Here is a 15,549-nt window from a genome sequence, read left to right on the forward strand (position 1 = left end):
CGCAATGCAGCCGGTGTCCGGGTCGCGTCAAGGTCGCGCCGGGTGCGGAAACGGAAGGGGGAGCGGGGAGAGATGCCGGGACCGGCGCGCGGGGCGGCCAGCCGGATGCTCAGGCTGCGAATTCCGTACGGACCGGGATGACTATCCGGCCGGTCGGCTCGCAAGGAGAAGACGGGTCAGACAGCCACGCCGGGACCGCGCACTGGGCGCAATCGAGGGTCAGGGTCTAAGGCACTGGGCATGGTCTCGCTCCAGGAAGAAAAAACGAAAGCGCGGGGCTCAGGCCGCAGTGCGCGCGCCGCCGGCCATGCCTGCCGCCGCGCCGGCCCCGAAGCGCACGTGGCGCACGGCGGGATTGGCGCTGAGGCGGCGCGCCTGCGACATCAGTTCGCCGCGCAGCTCGGGCGGGCAGTTCACGGTAATGCAGGCCGAGGCCAGCTCGGTGTCGCGGCCGGTGTCGACCTGTACCCGGGCCACGTCGAGGCCCGCGGCGCTGAAATCGAGACAGATCTGCTTGCGCAGCGCGCCGATTTCGTCACGCGGGCAGACGACGGTCAGGCGAGAGGTGCCGCGACGGCGGCCTTGGGCGGCGTGGCGGTCCACGCCGGCGCGGCGCAGGAACAAATCAAAAAAACGCATAGCGACCTCCATTGCGAAAACGGGAAGCGAAATCGCGGTCATCCGCGCGCGCAACGGCCGCGCTTGCGCACGGGGCGCGCAAGCGGGCGCGGACGCTGCAACGAGCGGCGGTTCTGGCGTTAAGGCGTTGGGGAGTATCCCGTCAAGCCGCGGGGCTTGCGCTCAGGGGCCGGCGAGCGGAAGCTCGCGATTCGGACCTGGCTTGGGTGGGATGCGCCGCAACCTGCATGACAGGATGCGGCAGAGGGCGTTCTGCGTGGATCCTGTCAGGCAGCGATGTCGATGCAAGATCGACTACTGTCGCCGGAATCGGTATTCACGAAAACTGCTCCTGGGATTGAAAACGGATAAATTTTACGCGGGTTTGCCCGTACGGACAAGGGTTTGCCCGAACAACCCGCGCAATCGCCGGCACCGCGCCGCTCAGGCGTGGAAATGCCACCCGAGGTAGACGGCGAACAGCGCGTAGAAGCCGCCGGCCGCCGACAGGGCCGGCACGCTCATGCCGGCGCGGCGGAAGCGCAGCCACAGCATGCCGATGGAAAACATGGTGACGAAACCCGCCGTCAGCAGCGGGCCGTCCAGCAGCCATGGGGTCAGGAAAATGCCCAGGGCGCTGGGAATGGTGGCCTGGATCATCATGGCGCCCGAAATATTGGCCAACGCCAGCCGCTCCTTGCCCTGGCGCACCCAGATGAGCGCGTTCATGATTTCCGGCAGCTCGGTGGCGACGGGCGCCAGCAGCAGCGCCGCGACGTGCGGCGAGGCTCCCATGGCCACGCCGAGCAGCTCGATCTGGTTCACGAACACCCGCGAGGCGCCTGCGATGACGAGCAGGGCGAGCACGGTCTGGGTCACCGCCCAGCCCATGCTGGGGTCTTCGTCGCGCGGGCGCAGCTTGAGGGGTTCGAGGTCTTCGCAGTCCAGGCATTCGTCGTCGCGGCTCAGCTCGCGCTTGACGTAGAGCGCGTAGGTGCCCAGGAACAGCAGCCCCAGCCACGGCTTCCAGGCAAAGGCCAGCAGCCCCAGGCCCACCTTGGCCACGAAAATGCCCATGAACCATGCCTGATCGCGGGCCAGGCGCTGCTGGTCCGCGTTGATACAGGGCACGCCCGCCGCCTGCCCGTTGCGGCGGCGCCACAGGGCCAGCCCCACCACGGCGTAGGCCAGGGTCGCCAGCACCAGCGGGCCGCCCATGGCGGCGCCCACGCCGATGTCTTTTTGCTCCGGGGAAGTGCCGAACACCACGGCCATGAAAGTCACTGCGCTTTCGGGCAGCGCGGTGCCGAAGGCCGCCAGCACGGTGCCGGTGGCGGTGGCGCCCAGCTGGAAGCGGTGGCCGACCCATTCCACGCCGTTGACGAAGAACTCGCAGGCGAAATAGATGACGGCGGCGGACAGGAAAAACAGGAAGAGCGTGAGCAGCATATAGGCGAGCCGGACGAGCAGATACCCATGGCGCGACATCGCGGCTCGCCCGGCCAGGGTGAACGCGATGCGGCCAAAGGTCTCGCCGGGCTGCTCCATGCGCGGGCATGCCGCCTGCATGAATGCCGTCCGCGCCATGGGATCCAGGCTCTTGCTGCGCAAGGCCGAACCGCCAAGTCTGTTGACGCGGACTCCTTTGGGGGCAAAGGATGGCTACTCCCCAATGACAGAGGCGCGATTGTAGCAGCTTGAAAGCGCGTGTCCAGGTTTGCGCCGCGCCTCCGGCCCGGGCCGCGGCCGCCCTGCCGCGAGGCGATGACGGGTAAAGTAGTAGCGTCTCCCGCCACCTTCCGCGTGCCCGCCCATGAGCCTGCCTCCCTCCGACATCGCTCCCTTCGTCTCGCGCCGCCAGCGGCTCATGGCGCGCATGCGCGCCGAGGGCGGCGGCATCGCCATCCTGCCAACGGCGCCGGAAGCGTTCCGCAACCGCGACGCGGAGTATCCGTACCGGCACGACAGCGACTTCTTCTACCTCTCCGGATTCACGGAACCGCAGGCGTGGCTGGTGCTGGTCGCCGGCGCCGAAGACCGGGCGCTGCTCTTCTGCCGGCCGCGCCATGCCGAGCGCGAAATCTGGGAAGGCCGGCGTTTCGGTCCCGAGGCGGCGGCCGCGCATTTCGGCTTCGACGACGCCTACCCGGTGGACGCGCTGGACGAAGTGGTGCCGCCCCTGCTGCTCGACCAGCCGGTTCTGTACGGCCCGCTGGCCGAAGACCGCCGCACCGACGGACAAGTGATGCGCTGGATGGCGCGGGCGCGCGAATCCGCGCGCGGCGGGCGCAAGCCGCCCGAGCGCCTGGCGGACCTGCGGGCCATGCTGGCGGAAATGCGGCTGGTCAAGGACGCGAGCGAAATCGCGGCCATGCGCAAGGCGGCGAAGATCTCGGCGGGCGCCCATGCGCGCGCCATGCGCGCCGCCCGCCCCGGCATGCGCGAGTACGAACTCGAGGCCGAGCTGCTTTACGAATTCCGGCGCCACGGCGCCCAGTCGGTGGCCTACAACAGCATCGTGGCCGCCGGCGCCAACGCCTGCGTGCTGCACTACCCCGCGGGCGACGCGGTCATGCGCGACGGCGACCTGGTGCTCATCGACGCGGGCTGCGAGGTGGACAGCTACGCCAGCGACATCACGCGGACCTTCCCCGTCAACGGCCGCTACAGCGGCCCGCAGCGGGCGCTGTACGACCTGACGGTGGCGGCGCAGGAGGCGGCCGTCCGGGCCACCGCGCCCGGCCGCGGCTTCAACGAGGCGCACGAGGCGGCGGTGCGCGTGCTGGCCCAGGGCATGCTGGACCTGAAACTGCTCAGGGGCTCGCTGGACGGCGTCATCGAATCGGGCGAGTACAGCCGGTTCTACATGCACCGCACGGGGCACTGGCTCGGCCTGGACGTGCACGACGCGGGCGACTACCGCCTGCCGGGCGCCGGCGCGGACCGGCCCTGGCGCCCGCTGCAAACCGGCATGATGGTCACGATCGAGCCCGGCATCTACGTGCGGGCGGCCGACGACGTGCCCGAGGCGTACTGGAATATCGGCATCCGCACCGAGGACGACGCGCTGGTCACCGACGAGGGCTGCGAGCTCATCACCCGCGGCGTGCCCGTGCATGCCGGCGAAATCGAGGCCCTGATGCGCGAGTGACGCCCGCCCGCAAAAGCGCGGCTCAGAGCACGTACCCGTCCAGCCAGCCCATGGCCACCCAGACGTACACCACCACCATCGCGATCGCGAACATGGTGACGGTCGCCCCGATCAGGCAGGCCAGCAGGGCCACCAGCACCGGGCCCCAGCCGGTGCGGGACGGCCGGTCCAGGCCCGGGTTGTAGAGGCGGTCGAATTTCTCGTCGGACATGAGCGAAAACACTGCGCTTTCGACAAAGCCATCGATCACCGGAACGAAAACCAGGAAAAAGGCAGGGTTGTCGTACCAGACCGGATAGAAGCGGAAGGCGCAGAACAGGCAGACCGCCGAGAACGCGGTCACGGCCCAGGCGTGGCGGCGGCCCAGGTACCACCAGTGCGCGCCCAGGCCGCCGAGAAAGCAGGCCAGGAGGCCGACCGCCACCTTGCCGCGCGGACGGCGCGCGGCGGGGCCCGATAACGATGAAGAAACCTGAGCTTGCGTCATGTCGTCATGTCGGTGGAAACGGGAATGAGGCGCAGCGGCGCCGTGCCATGGCGCCCGCAGGGGGGCGGCCCGCCGGGCGGACCCATTGTAGTGGCAGGCGCGGCGGGAGGGGGCGGGTAAAATCCGCCGCATGACTACGTCCGCCTTCGACATCGCGATTCTCGGCGCCGGCCCGGTGGGCCGGGTACTGGCTCTGATGCTGGCGCGCGAAGCGCCGGACCCGGCCCGCATCGCGCTCGTCCAGGGCGCCGCGCCGGGCGCCGTTCCGCCGGCGGCGGCGGACCCGCGCGTGCTGGCCATGAACCAGGGCAGCCGCGTGCTGCTGGAGTCGCTGCATGCGTGGCCCGAGCGCTCGGCGGATATCCGCCACATCCATGTGTCCCAGCGCGGCCGCCTGGGCCGCACCCTCATCCAGGCCGCCGATTTCGGCGTGCCGCAGCTGGGCAGCGTGGTGCCCTATGCGGGCCTGCACGCGCACCTCGAAGCGCGCGTGGCCGCCAGCGGCGTGACCGTGCTTTCGGGCCCGCCGGCGCGCATCGACGTCCAGGATGCCGACGGCATCGAAATCGTCCAGGGCGACTCGCGCCTGCGCTGCCGCGTGGCCGTGCAGTCCGACGGGGCGGGCGCGCCGGATGTCAGGCGCGAATACGGCCAGCACGCGGTGCTCGCCACCGTGCGCGCCGCCCTGCCCCGCCCGGGTTGGGCCTGGGAACGCTTCACCCCCGAAGGACCGCTGGCCCTGCTGCCGCATCCCCAGCAGGCCGACGCCTGTTCGGTGGTCTGGTGCAGCGCGCCGGCGCGCGCCGCCGAGCTGGCCGGGCTGGACGACGCGGCGTTTTCGCGGGCGCTCACGGAGGCTTTCGGCGACCGCCTCGGGCGGCTCCATGCCCTGGCGCCGCGCCATGTGTTTCCGCTGGCCCTGAGCGCGCGCCGCGCCCAGGTGCAGGGACGCACCGTCGCCATCGGCAATGCCGCCCAGACCCTGCATCCGGTGGCCGGCCAGGGCCTCAACCTGGGGCTGCGCGATGCCGCCCGCCTGGCGCAGGCGCTCGCTCCCTGGCTGCTGGCGCCGCAAGCCAGCCCCGCGCCTGCGCTGGACGAATTCGCCGGCGCGCGCCAGTTCGACCGCTACCTGACCGCCGGCATCACCGACCTGATGCCGCGCGTCTTCGCCACCCGGCTGGCGCCGGTGGAGCATGCCTGCGGGCTGGCGCTGCTGGCGCTGGATCTGTCTGCCGGGCTGCGCGCGCCGCTCGCGCGCCACCTGCTGCAAGGGTTCCGCGCCTGACGGCCCTTTCCGATACGGCCCCCTTTGCGGGGGCCGCCGCCCTCCGGCGGCCGCGGCTGTTACCAGGCCGCCGGCACGGTAAAAAAGAGGGTTGGATCGAGGCGGTTAAAATGTGAGCATGCGCATCGGCCCGTGGACTCTCCCCAACAACGTTCTGGTCGCGCCCATGGCGGGCGTGACGGACCGTCCTTTCCGCCAGCTTTGCAAGAAACTGGGGGCGGGTTACGCCGTGTCCGAAATGGCGGCGAGCAATCCCAGGCTCTGGGACAGCGTCAAAACCTCGCGCCGCCTCAACCACGACGGCGAGATCGCCCCCGTTTCGGTGCAGATCGCGGGAGCGGACCCCGCGATGATGGCGGAAGCCGCCGTGTTCAATGCGCACAAAGGCGCGAAGATCATCGACATCAACATGGGCTGCCCGGTCAAGAAGGTGTGCAACGTGGCCTCCGGCTCCGCGCTGCTGCGCCACGAAGACCTGATCGCGCGCATCCTGGAGGCGGTGGTCGAAGCCTGCGCCCCCCTGGGAGTGCCGGTCACGCTCAAGACCCGCACCGGCTGGGACCGCGAAAACCGCAATGCGTTGCGGGTGGCCCGGCTGGCCGAGAACGCCGGCATCGCCGCCCTGACGCTGCACGGCCGCACCCGGGCCGACCTGTACGCGGGCAAGGCCGAGTACGACACCATACGCGCCGTCAAGGCCGAGATCGGGATTCCCGTGATCGCCAACGGCGACATCGATTCCCCCGAGAAAGCCCGGCGCGTCCTGGATTACACTTCTGCCGATGCGGTCATGATCGGCCGGGCCGCGCAAGGCCGTCCCTGGATTTTCCGCGAGATCGACCACTACCTGCGCACCGGGCGGACGCTGGCGCCGCCCACCCATGCGGAAATGCGCGAGCTGCTGCTCGAACATCTCGACGACCACTACCGCTTCTATGGCGAGCACACCGGCGTGCGCACGGCGCGCAAGCACATAGGCTGGTACCTGGAAAGCCTGCCGGGCGCGGACGCGTTCCTCGCCCGCATGAACCGGATCGACAACACCCGCGACCAGTGGCGGGCCGTGGCCGACTGGTTCGATCTCCTGCAAGAGGAGGCCGGCTCCGGCCGGCCCCCTGCGGACGGCCCGGACGCCCCTGCGGGCGGCGCCGGGCAGTCCGGCATCACGCGCGGCGGCACTCATCCGGCGCCCGCCGCAAACGCCCTGCTGGCGGCATAACCGCCTAACACCAACATAAAAATATCTGTACTCCCATGAGCAAGAAAGATGTCCTGGAAGAATGCGTGCGCGCCAGCCTGGAGCGCTATTTCGAAGACTTGGGCGAATCCGAGCCCCACGACATGTGGGACATGGTGATGCGCTGCGTGGAGCGCCCGGTGCTCGAAGTGGCCCTGGAACGCTCCGGCGGCAACCAGTCGCGGGCGTCCGAAATGCTGGGCATCACCCGCAACACGCTGCGCAAGAAGCTGCTGGCGCACAACATCCAGGTATAGCTTTCCGCGGGCGGCTCCGGCCGTCCTCCGATTTCCCATCCGACCTGAACGAGAAAGGCCCGCGCGCCTCCTTCCGTCCCCATCATGAAAATCGAAACCGCCCTGATCTCGGTGTCCGACAAGACCGGCATCGTTGAATTCGTCCGCGCCCTGGCCGCGCGCGGCGTGCGCCTGCTTTCCACGGGAGGCACCGCCCGCCTGCTGGCCGACGCCGGCCTCGCCGTGACGGAAGTGGCCGCCCATACCGGCTCGCCGGAAATCCTCGACGGCCGCGTCAAGACGCTGCACCCCAAGATCCATGGCGGCCTGCTGGCCCGCCGCGACAGCGCTGAGCACATGGAAACCATCAAGCAGGCGGGCATCGACCGCATCGACATGCTGGTGGTCAACCTGTACCCGTTCCGCGAAACCGTCGCCAAGCCCGGCTGCACGTTTGCCGACGCGGTCGAGAACATCGACATCGGCGGCCCCGCCATGCTGCGCGCCGCCGCCAAGAACCACGGCACCGAGGCCGGCGGCGTGACCGTCGTGATCGACCCGGCCGACTACTCGCGCGTGCTGGCCGAGATGGACAACGGCGGCAAGACTTCCTACGGCCTGCGCCTGGCGCTGGCGGCCAAGGTGTACGCGCATACCGCCGCCTACGACGGCGCCATCGCCGCCTACCTGAGCAGCCTGGCCGAGCCCGAGCCCGCCCAGGACGCCGCGCCCGCCCGCAACGACTGGCCGGGCACGCTGACCATCCAGGTCAGGCAGCAGCAGGCGCTGCGCTATGGCGAAAACCCGCACCAGACCGCCGCCTTCTACGTGGACGGAGAGCGTCACGCCGGCCTGCTGGGCAACTACCGCCAGCTCCAGGGCAAGGAACTTTCGTACAACAATATCGCCGACGCCGACGCGGCCTGGGAATGCGCGCGCAGCTTCGAGGCGCCGACCTGCGTGATCGTCAAGCACGCCAACCCCTGCGGCGTGGCCGTGGGCGAGAACACGCTGGATGCCTACCAGAAAGCCTTCAAGACCGATCCCACCTCGGCCTTCGGCGGCATCATCGCGTTCAACCGCCCCGTGGACGCCGCCACGGCGGAAGCCGTCAGCGCGCAGTTCCTGGAAGTGCTGCTCGCGCCGGCCTATGACGGCGCGGCGCTGGCCATCCTGGCCGCCAAGAAGAACGTGCGCGTGCTGGAAGTGCCCATGGGCACGGGCCAGAACGCGTTCGACGTCAAGCGCGTGGGCGGCGGCTGGCTGGTGCAGAGCCCGGACGCCTACAACGTGCCGCGCGATGCGCTGAAGGTGGTGACCCGGCGCCAGCCCACCGAGCAGGAAATGAACGATCTCATGTTCGCCTGGAAGGTGGCCAAGTACGTCAAGTCCAACGCCATCGTGTTCACGGGCGGCGGCATGACGCTGGGCGTGGGCGCGGGCCAGATGAGCCGCATCGACTCCGCCCGCATCGCCTCCATCAAGGCGGAGAACGCCGGCCTGACCCTGCAGGGCTCGGCCGTGGCCTCGGACGCTTTCTTCCCGTTCCGCGACGGCCTGGACGTGGTGGTGGCGGCCGGCGCGAGCTGCGTGATCCAGCCCGGCGGCAGCGTGCGCGACGACGAAGTCATCGCCGCCGCCGACGAGCACGGCATCGCCATGGTGCTGACCGGCACCCGCCACTTCCGCCACTGATGCGCGTCCTCGGCATCGATCCCGGCCTGCGCCGCACCGGCTTCGGCGTGATCGATGCCGACGGCATGCGGCTGCGCTACGTGGCCAGCGGGACCATCGTGGTCCCGCCCGCGCTGCCGCTGCCGGAGCGGCTCAAGGTCATCCTGGACAACCTGCGCCAGGTGGCGCGCGACATGCGGCCCGACGTGGCCGCGCTCGAAATTGTCTTTCTCAACACCAACCCCGCTTCCACCCTGCTGCTGGGCCAGGCCCGCGGCGCGGCCCTGTGCGCGCTGGCCGACAGCGCGCTGGACGTGCACGAGTACACCGCCCTGCAGATCAAGAAAGCCGTGGTGGGAACGGGCCGCGCGGCCAAGGAACAGGTGCAGATGATGGTGCAGCACCTGCTGTCGCTGGACGGCGCGCCCGCGCCCGACTCGGCCGACGCGCTGGCCTGCGCCATCTGCCACGCGCACGTGGGCCCCTTGCAGGGCAAGCTCGAACGCCTGGGCGCCAGCCTGGGCGCGGCGGGCAGGACGCGGCTGCGCAACGGCCGCCTGGTGGGCTAGGGCGAACACGCCCTGGAACCCCGGCGCCCGGCTTTGTATAGAATCGCGGCATCGCCGCGCCCGCGGCCCCTCCCCTGCCTGGACCCGCCATGATCGGACGCATTACCGGAACCCTGATCGAGAAACTGCCGCCCACCGTCTGCGTGGACGTCAACGGCGTGGGATATGACATCGACGTGCCCATGAGCACGCTCTACGCGCTGCCCGAGACGGGCGCGCGCGTGACGCTCTATACCCACCTCACCGTGCGCGAAGACGCCCACATCCTGTATGGCTTCGGCACCGCGGCCGAGCGCGGGGCGTTCCGCGAGCTCATCAAGGTCAGCGGCATCGGCGCGCGCACCGCGCTCGCGGTGCTGTCGGGGCTCTCGGTGGCCGAACTGGCGCAGGCCGTGACGCTGCAGGAATCGGGCCGCCTGACCCGCGTGCCGGGCATCGGCAAGAAAACCGCGGAACGGCTGCTGCTGGAAATGCGCGGCAAGCTGGGCGCCGACATCGGCGCCGCGCCCCATGCCGCGCCCGACAGCCAGTCGGACATCCTGAACGCGCTGCTGGCGCTGGGCTATTCGGAAAAGGAATCGCTCGCCGCCCTGAAGAACCTGCCCGAAGGCGTGGGCGTGTCGGAAGGCATCAAGCTCGCCCTCAAGGCCCTGGTGCGCTGAGGGCGACCGGCCAGGGCGACCGGCCAGGGCGACCGGCCAGGGCCGCGCGTTTCAGCGCAGCGGCGTGCCGCCGCGCAGGTAGCCGGGCGCCACCGCCTCCAGCCCGGTGGGCACCACGCGCAGCTCCGGCGCGATGGGCCCGGCGCAGACGTTGTCGGTGCGCAGCGAGTCGAGATTGTCGCGCGACATCAGCGGCTCTCCCGGCATGCACTCGAACAGCCGCGCCTGCAGGCGCCCCAGGCCCATGGGCACCGGCAGCACCGGGCGCGGATGGCCGCCCCAGGCCGCGCACAGCCGCGCGATCTCGCCCAGCGTGTAGACCTGCGGACCGCCGAGTTCGTATGTCTTGCCGCCCGCGTGGGAATCGGTCAACGCGGTTTCCATGGCCTTGACCACGTCGCCCACGTAGACCGGCTGCATGCGCGCGCCGGCGCCCGCCAAGGGCAGCGCCGGCAGGCAGCGGGCCAGGCGGGCGAAGCGGTTGGTGAACTTGTCGTCGGGGCCGAAGACCACGGAGGGGCGGAAGATGGTCCAGCCTTGCGGGTTCCAGTCGGCGAATTCCTGCTTGACGGCGGCTTCGCCGTCGCCCTTGGAACGCTGGTACATGCTGGGACCGCCGGAATCCGCGCCCAGCGCGCTCATGTGCAACATGCGCCGCACGCCCTGACGCCGGCAGGCTGCCGCCAGGCGCTGCGGCAGGTGCACATGCACGCGGGCGAAGTCGGATCCGTAGGGCCGGCCGCTGTTTCCATGCAGAATGCCCGCCAGATTGACCACCGCATCACAGCCCTCGGCCAGGCGGTCGAGCGTGGCGTCGTCCTGGACATCGGCCTCCAGCACCGTGACGGTGGGCAAGAGTTGCAGGTCGCGCCCCCGCGCGTAGAGGCGGGAGGGAACCAGAACCTGATGCTGGCCGGCGCTCAGGCGCGCCACCAGATGACGGCCGATGAAGCCGGTGCCGCCGATGACAAGAATACGCATGTAGCAGCCCCTCTCGTGCGTCGGGATTCAAGCCCGATTCTGCCCTGCGTGGACGACAACCGCAAGCGCGGACGGCGCCGGCGCGCCGCTCGCGCCTGATATGCGTCTAGGAAGCCAGCAGGCGGGCGTAGGACGCCAGGTCGACGTTGCCGCCGCTGATGATGACGCCGACCCGCGCACCGCGCACCGGCACCACGTTCTGCAGCACGGCCGACGCGGCCAGGCAGCCGGTGGGCTCCACCACCATCTTCATGCGCTCGGCGAAGAACTTCATGGTGGAGACGAGCTGCTCGTCCTTGACCGTGACGATGTCGCGCACGTACTTCTGGATGAGCGGGAAGGTGAGATGCCCGAGATGCGTGGTGGCGGCGCCGTCGGCCAGGGTCTTGGGCGCCTGGATTCGGACGATTTCGCCTTTGCGCAGCGATTGCTGGCCGTCGTTGCCGGCCTCGGGCTCCACGCCGTACACCAGGCAGCGCGGGCTGAGGGCGTAGGCCGAGAGCGCCGAACCCGACAGCAGGCCGCCGCCGCCCAGACAGACGAACAGGTAGTCCAGTTCGCCGACTTCCTCGAACAGCTCCTTGGCGGCCGTGCCCTGGCCGGCGATCACGTCGGCGTGGTCGTAGGGCGGGATCAGCGTGGCGCCGGTTTCGGCCTGGATGCGGCGCGCGATGTCTTCGCGGTCTTCCGTGTAGCGGTCATAGGTGACGATCTTGCCGCCATAGCCTTCGGTGGCGGCGCGCTTGGCCGCGGGCGCGTCCAGGGGCATGATGATGGTGGCCTGCACGCCCTGCAGCCGCGAAGCCAGCGCGATGGCCTGCGCGTGGTTGCCGGACGAGAACGTCAGCACGCCGGCGGCGCGCTGACCGGGCGTCAGGCGCGCGATGGCGTTGTAGCCGCCGCGGAACTTGAAGGCGCCCATGCGCTGGAAGTTTTCGCACTTGAAGAAGACCTGCGCTCCGGCGACGGCGTTCGCCGTGGCGGAGGTGAGCACCGGCGTGCGATGCGCGTTGCCGGCCAGGCGCTCGCTGGCGCGCACGACGTCGTCATAGGAAGGCAGTTCGGGCTGCTGCATGGAGATCGGTCCTTGAATCGCGGGTACGGAAACCCTGCGATGATAAACCCGCCTGGCGCCGGCGCGGACGGCCTACTTGCCGAACAGGTCGCCGCTCGCGCTGGCCGCGCCGGCGGGCGGCGTGAGGCCCAGGTGGCGCCAGGTGGTCAGCGTGGCGGTGCGGCCGCGCGGCGTGCGCTGCAGGTAGCCGTGCTGGATCAGGTAGGGCTCGATGACGTCCTCGATGGTGTCGCGCTCTTCGCCGATGGCGGCGGCCAGGCTGTCCACGCCCACCGGCCCGCCGTCGAACTTGTGGACGATGGCTTCCAGCAGCTTGCGGTCCATCAGGTCCAGGCCCTGCGGGTCCACCTCCAGCATGGAAAGCGCCCGGCCCGCCACATCGGCGTCGATGAGGCCGCCCGCCTTGACCTCCGCGTAGTCGCGCACGCGGCGCAGCAGGCGGTTGGCGATGCGCGGCGTGCCGCGCGCGCGGCGCGCGACCTCGGCCGCGCCCTCGGGCGTGATGGCGGCGTTGAGCAGGCCCGCGCTGCGCGTCACGATGCGGCCCAGGTCGGCAGCGTCGTAGAACTCCAGGCGCGAGACGATGCCGAAACGGTCGCGCAGCGGATTGGTCAGCATGCCGGCGCGCGTGGTGGCGCCCACCAGCGTGAAGGGCTGCAGGTCCAGCTTGACGCTGCGCGCGGCCGGGCCTTCGCCGATGAGGATGTCGATCTGGAAATCCTCCAGCGCCGGATACAGAATTTCCTCGACCACCGGCGACAGCCGGTGAATCTCGTCGATGAACAGCACGTCGTTCTTCTCGAGATTGGTGAGCAGCGCGGCCAGGTCGCCCGGGCGCTCCAGCACCGGGCCGGACGTCTGGCGCAGCTGCACCCCCATTTCGTGCGCGATGATGTGGGCCAGCGTGGTCTTGCCCAGCCCGGGCGGGCCGAAGAGCAGGACGTGGTCCAGGGCCTCGCCGCGCTGGCGGGCGGCGGCGATGAAGATCTCAAGCTGCTCGCGCGCGCGCTGCTGGCCGACGTACTCCTGCAGCGCCTTCGGGCGCAGGGCGCGTTCGATGGACTCCTCGTTGGACGACACCGGTTGCGGCGTCACGATGCGGGCAGTGTCGGCGCGGGTAGAGAGGGAATCGGACTGTATGGCCATGTTGCGGGAACGGCGATGATGAATGCAGCAAGCATCGTACCGTAATGCGGGCCGCGGCGCGCCCCGCCGGACGGGCGCGGCCGGCGGGGCGTACAGGCCCTAGTTTTCGGCCAGCGGCAGGCGGACGCGCACGCACAGCCCGCCGGACTCGGCCTGGCGCAGCTCCAGCGACCCGCCGTGCGCGCGCGCGATGGCTTCGGCCAGCGCCAGGCCCAGGCCCACGCTGCCGGTGCGGGTGCGGGCATCGTCGAGCCGGCTGAACGGGCGCAGGGCTTCGAGCCGGCGCTCGGGCGCGATGCCCTCCCCGTGGTCGGCCACGTCCAGCACGGCCTCGCGGCCTTCGCGGCGCAGGTGGATCTCGACCGGCGGCCGGGCATGGTTGAGCGCGTTGCCGATGAGATTGTCGAGCAGCCTCCCGAGCGCGACCGCGTCGGCCTGCACCGTGAGCCCCGGCTCTTCGTCCATGTGCAACCGCACGTCGGTGCCCGCGCCCTGCCAGGCGCCCACGCGCTCGGCCAGCCAGTCGCCCAGCGCCATGGGCGCATAGCGATAGGCGGCCGGGTCCGTGCCGCGCACGAAACCGATGAACTGGTCCACCATGTGCTGCATGTCGCGCAGATCGGTGCGCAGCCCTTCCTTGAGGTCGGAGTCGTCGGCCAGCTCGACCCGCAGCCACATGCGCGACAGCGGCCCCTTCAGATCGTGGGGCAGGCCGGAGAGCAGGGTGCGGCGCACCGAATCGGATTCGGCCAGCGCGTCGAGCATGGCGTTGAAGCGCTCGCCCAGCGCCCGCGTCTCGTGCGGGCCGGATGGCTCCACGCGCTGGGGCTGCCCCGCCGCCAGGCGGTCGGCGGCATCGGCCAGGCGCGTGAGCGGGCGGGTGATATGCCACGAGAAGCCCACCGCCAGCAGCAGCAGCAGGCCCAGCCCGCCCAGCCAGGCGGCGACAAACGGCATGGCCACGGGCGGGTCCAGGCGCTCGAGCGGGATCACGAGCCATTCGCGCAGGCGCGGAACGTCCTCGCTGGCGGAATTGGGCGCCAGCGAAATGAAGATCTCCGGCGTGGGACCGTGCGAGAGCGCCACGCGGGTGCCGTCGTTCAGGCGCTCGTTGAGCTGGCGGACCAGGTCGCGCAGGTCGCGCCGGATGTCGTCGGGCTCGTTCTCGTACCGGTGGCGGCGCATGGCCCGCTCGGCGTCGTCGCGGTCGCCGCCGGCCTGCGCGCCGCGGTCGCCGCCGTCGCCGGCGCGTTCATCGGGCGGAGGCGGCGGGCGTCTGCCATTGAAGCGCTGCAGGCGCGCCTCGGCCGGCAGCACCCGCGACCACAGCCGCCACTGGTTCTGCGAGGCCGAACGCACGAATTCCGCGCGGTCTTCGGCGGGCACCTGCGACACCGCCGCCCGCAGGGTGCGGATGGTGGTGACGATGTAGCCGATGGCCACGTCTTCCATGAACTTGTGCCGGAAGTACGAAACCGTGACCAGCGTGGCGGCCTGGGTCAGCAGCACCGAGCCCAGGACCAGCAGGATGAGGCGGGTGCGCAGCGAGCGCGGCACCAGCAGGCCGGGAGAAAAACGCATCAGGGAGAGAAACGGTAGCCGATGCCCCAGACCGTCTGGATCCAGCGCGGCTGCTTGGGGTCGTCTTCGATCACGCGGCGCAGCCGCAGGATGGCGATGTCGATGGCGCGGTCGTTGCGCTCGCCGGCGTCGTCGTCGCGCGCGAGCGCGAGCAGCCGCTCGCGCGACAGCGGCTTGCCGGCGTTGCGCACCAGCGCCTCGAGCAGGTTGATTTCACCGCCCGTCAGCTTGACCACCGCGCCGTCGCGCGAGAGCTGGCGCGTGGAAGGATCGAAGACGAAGGGGCCGAACGAGACGGGCGAGTCCTTGGTGAGCGCCGAGGGCCCGCGCTTGCGGCGCAGCACGGCCTCGATGCGGGCCAGGAGTTCGCGCGGATCGAAAGGCTTGCCCACGTAGTCATCGGCGCCGGCCTCCAGGCCGATGATGCGGTCCACCGCCTCGTCGCGCGCGGTGAGCAGGATGACGGGGATGTCTTCGCCCTGCTCGCGCAGGCGGCGGCAGGCGTCGGCGCCGTCGCCGCCGGGCAGCATGCGGTCGAGCACCAGCAGGTCGGGCGCGTAGCGCGTGATGCGCGCGGGCAGGTCGCTGGCGTCGGGGGCGAGCAGGGTGTCGTAGCCGTGCCGGTTGAGGTAATCGGCCAGCAACTGGCGCAGGGCCGGGTCGTCGTCGACGACCAGCAGCTTGGTATGCGGATTTTCCATATCCGCCATAGTGGCGGCGCGGCCGCCGGACGGCAAGAGGGGGGAAATCAACTGAAATACGGCTGTTGCGCAATGTTGCCGGAAGGTTCGCGATCTCGAGGGCGGAATCCCACGGGCGCCGCCGACTCGACCTACAATGGGCC

15 protein-coding genes and 1 riboswitch are annotated in these 15,549 nt (G+C 70.4%); of the genes, 7 read left to right on the forward strand and 8 right to left on the reverse strand.

All coding sequences use genetic code 11. From position 1 onward, the window contains the following. Positions 1-279: 279 nt before the first annotated feature. Together NGJ44_RS15030 and NGJ44_RS15035 are read right to left on the reverse strand one after the other, a co-directional pair. Complete coding sequence (locus NGJ44_RS15030; protein WP_053246012.1) at positions 280-639, reverse strand: hypothetical protein; 360 nt, start codon at positions 637-639, stop codon at positions 280-282. A gap of 423 nt (positions 640-1,062) precedes the next feature. Beyond that, entirely contained in the window at positions 1,063-2,067 is a 1,005-nt protein-coding gene (locus NGJ44_RS15035; RefSeq protein ID WP_053246015.1) for a sodium:calcium antiporter, read from the reverse strand. A 103-nt stretch (positions 2,068-2,170) separates the two neighbouring features. Continuing rightward, a riboswitch (yybP-ykoY riboswitch) is annotated at positions 2,171-2,301 on the reverse strand. 130 nt (positions 2,302-2,431) lie between these two features. Between NGJ44_RS15035 and NGJ44_RS15040 the strand changes: the two genes are divergently transcribed. After that, the gene (locus tag NGJ44_RS15040) at positions 2,432-3,769 is read left to right on the forward strand and encodes an aminopeptidase P N-terminal domain-containing protein (RefSeq protein ID WP_053246013.1); all 1,338 of its coding nucleotides are present in this window, start codon (positions 2,432-2,434) and stop codon (positions 3,767-3,769) included. A gap of 22 nt (positions 3,770-3,791) precedes the next feature. Here the strand turns inward: NGJ44_RS15040 and NGJ44_RS15045 are convergent, their stop codons facing one another. Beyond that, on the reverse strand, positions 3,792-4,256 hold the full coding sequence (locus NGJ44_RS15045) for an NINE protein (RefSeq protein WP_053246014.1): 465 nt from the start codon (positions 4,254-4,256) through the stop codon (positions 3,792-3,794). 130 nt (positions 4,257-4,386) lie between these two features. On the opposite strand from NGJ44_RS15045, the gene NGJ44_RS15050 reads away from it, so the two are divergent. The 6 genes from NGJ44_RS15050 to ruvA all read left to right on the forward strand — a co-directional run bounded on the left by NGJ44_RS15050 (position 4,387) and on the right by ruvA (position 9,922). Continuing rightward, positions 4,387-5,544 (forward strand): UbiH/UbiF/VisC/COQ6 family ubiquinone biosynthesis hydroxylase, encoded by a 1,158-nt coding sequence (locus NGJ44_RS15050; protein WP_251864413.1) that lies wholly within the window; start codon positions 4,387-4,389, stop codon positions 5,542-5,544. A 118-nt stretch (positions 5,545-5,662) separates the two neighbouring features. Then, the gene (gene dusB, locus NGJ44_RS15055) at positions 5,663-6,763 is read left to right on the forward strand and encodes a tRNA dihydrouridine synthase DusB (RefSeq protein WP_251864438.1); all 1,101 of its coding nucleotides are present in this window, start codon (positions 5,663-5,665) and stop codon (positions 6,761-6,763) included. A 35-nt stretch (positions 6,764-6,798) separates the two neighbouring features. Next, positions 6,799-7,038, forward strand: coding sequence for a helix-turn-helix domain-containing protein (locus NGJ44_RS15060; RefSeq protein WP_006217670.1), 240 nt, complete (start codon positions 6,799-6,801; stop codon positions 7,036-7,038). Positions 7,039-7,122: 84 nt separating this feature from the next. Next, on the forward strand, positions 7,123-8,712 hold the full coding sequence (purH, locus tag NGJ44_RS15065; protein ID WP_251864414.1) for a bifunctional phosphoribosylaminoimidazolecarboxamide formyltransferase/IMP cyclohydrolase: 1,590 nt from the start codon (positions 7,123-7,125) through the stop codon (positions 8,710-8,712). Beyond that, a complete protein-coding gene (gene ruvC, locus NGJ44_RS15070; RefSeq protein ID WP_251864415.1) occupies positions 8,712-9,260 on the forward strand; it encodes a crossover junction endodeoxyribonuclease RuvC in 549 nt (182 codons plus the stop codon). Before purH ends, ruvC begins: the two co-directional genes overlap by 1 nt. 89 nt (positions 9,261-9,349) lie before the next feature. Then, complete coding sequence (gene ruvA, locus NGJ44_RS15075) at positions 9,350-9,922, forward strand: Holliday junction branch migration protein RuvA (protein ID WP_251864416.1); 573 nt, start codon at positions 9,350-9,352, stop codon at positions 9,920-9,922. Positions 9,923-9,973: 51 nt separating this feature from the next. On the opposite strand, the gene NGJ44_RS15080 is transcribed toward ruvA, so the two are convergent. The 5 genes from NGJ44_RS15080 to NGJ44_RS15100 all read right to left on the reverse strand — a co-directional run bounded on the left by NGJ44_RS15080 (position 9,974) and on the right by NGJ44_RS15100 (position 15,406). Further along, on the reverse strand, positions 9,974-10,903 hold the full coding sequence (locus NGJ44_RS15080; RefSeq protein ID WP_053246009.1) for a complex I NDUFA9 subunit family protein: 930 nt from the start codon (positions 10,901-10,903) through the stop codon (positions 9,974-9,976). Positions 10,904-11,009: 106 nt separating this feature from the next. After that, the gene (locus tag NGJ44_RS15085) at positions 11,010-11,978 is read right to left on the reverse strand and encodes a threo-3-hydroxy-L-aspartate ammonia-lyase (RefSeq protein WP_053246008.1); all 969 of its coding nucleotides are present in this window, start codon (positions 11,976-11,978) and stop codon (positions 11,010-11,012) included. 72 nt (positions 11,979-12,050) lie between these two features. Beyond that, on the reverse strand, positions 12,051-13,124 hold the full coding sequence (gene ruvB, locus NGJ44_RS15090) for a Holliday junction branch migration DNA helicase RuvB (protein WP_251864417.1): 1,074 nt from the start codon (positions 13,122-13,124) through the stop codon (positions 12,051-12,053). Between the two features lie 99 nt (positions 13,125-13,223). Beyond that, positions 13,224-14,705 carry a sensor histidine kinase RisK gene (gene risK / locus NGJ44_RS15095; RefSeq protein WP_251864418.1) on the reverse strand — a complete coding sequence of 494 codons (1,482 nt, stop codon included), beginning with the start codon at positions 14,703-14,705 and terminating at the stop codon, positions 13,224-13,226. Next, positions 14,705-15,406 carry a response regulator gene (locus NGJ44_RS15100; RefSeq protein WP_251864419.1) on the reverse strand — a complete coding sequence of 234 codons (702 nt, stop codon included), beginning with the start codon at positions 15,404-15,406 and terminating at the stop codon, positions 14,705-14,707. The genes risK and NGJ44_RS15100 overlap by 1 nt, the downstream gene beginning before the upstream one ends. Positions 15,407-15,549 lie beyond the last annotated feature (143 nt).

Source organism: Achromobacter sp. Marseille-Q4962, from assembly GCF_943737005.1.
Lineage (GTDB): Bacteria > Pseudomonadota > Gammaproteobacteria > Burkholderiales > Burkholderiaceae_B > Achromobacter.

Excerpts from the sequence above, each read along its gene's own strand:
- dusB (WP_251864438.1), top strand. The coding sequence starts at position 5,663 with ATGCGCATCGGCCCGTGGACTCTCCCCAACAACGTTCTGGTCGCGCCC.
- NGJ44_RS15035 (WP_053246015.1), bottom strand. The coding sequence starts at position 2,067 with ATGCTGCTCACGCTCTTCCTGTTTTTCCTGTCCGCCGCCGTCATCTAT.
- ruvC (WP_251864415.1), top strand. The coding sequence starts at position 8,712 with ATGCGCGTCCTCGGCATCGATCCCGGCCTGCGCCGCACCGGCTTCGGC.
- NGJ44_RS15045 (WP_053246014.1), bottom strand. The coding sequence starts at position 4,256 with ATGACGCAAGCTCAGGTTTCTTCATCGTTATCGGGCCCCGCCGCGCGC.
- purH (WP_251864414.1), top strand. The coding sequence starts at position 7,123 with ATGAAAATCGAAACCGCCCTGATCTCGGTGTCCGACAAGACCGGCATC.
- NGJ44_RS15080 (WP_053246009.1), bottom strand. The coding sequence starts at position 10,903 with ATGCGTATTCTTGTCATCGGCGGCACCGGCTTCATCGGCCGTCATCTG.
- NGJ44_RS15085 (WP_053246008.1), bottom strand. The coding sequence starts at position 11,978 with ATGCAGCAGCCCGAACTGCCTTCCTATGACGACGTCGTGCGCGCCAGC.
- NGJ44_RS15040 (WP_053246013.1), top strand. The coding sequence starts at position 2,432 with ATGAGCCTGCCTCCCTCCGACATCGCTCCCTTCGTCTCGCGCCGCCAG.
- NGJ44_RS15060 (WP_006217670.1), top strand. The coding sequence starts at position 6,799 with ATGAGCAAGAAAGATGTCCTGGAAGAATGCGTGCGCGCCAGCCTGGAG.
- NGJ44_RS15030 (WP_053246012.1), bottom strand. The coding sequence starts at position 639 with ATGCGTTTTTTTGATTTGTTCCTGCGCCGCGCCGGCGTGGACCGCCAC.
- NGJ44_RS15050 (WP_251864413.1), top strand. The coding sequence starts at position 4,387 with ATGACTACGTCCGCCTTCGACATCGCGATTCTCGGCGCCGGCCCGGTG.
- risK (WP_251864418.1), bottom strand. The coding sequence starts at position 14,705 with ATGCGTTTTTCTCCCGGCCTGCTGGTGCCGCGCTCGCTGCGCACCCGC.
- ruvB (WP_251864417.1), bottom strand. The coding sequence starts at position 13,124 with ATGGCCATACAGTCCGATTCCCTCTCTACCCGCGCCGACACTGCCCGC.
- NGJ44_RS15100 (WP_251864419.1), bottom strand. The coding sequence starts at position 15,406 with ATGGAAAATCCGCATACCAAGCTGCTGGTCGTCGACGACGACCCGGCC.
- ruvA (WP_251864416.1), top strand. The coding sequence starts at position 9,350 with ATGATCGGACGCATTACCGGAACCCTGATCGAGAAACTGCCGCCCACC.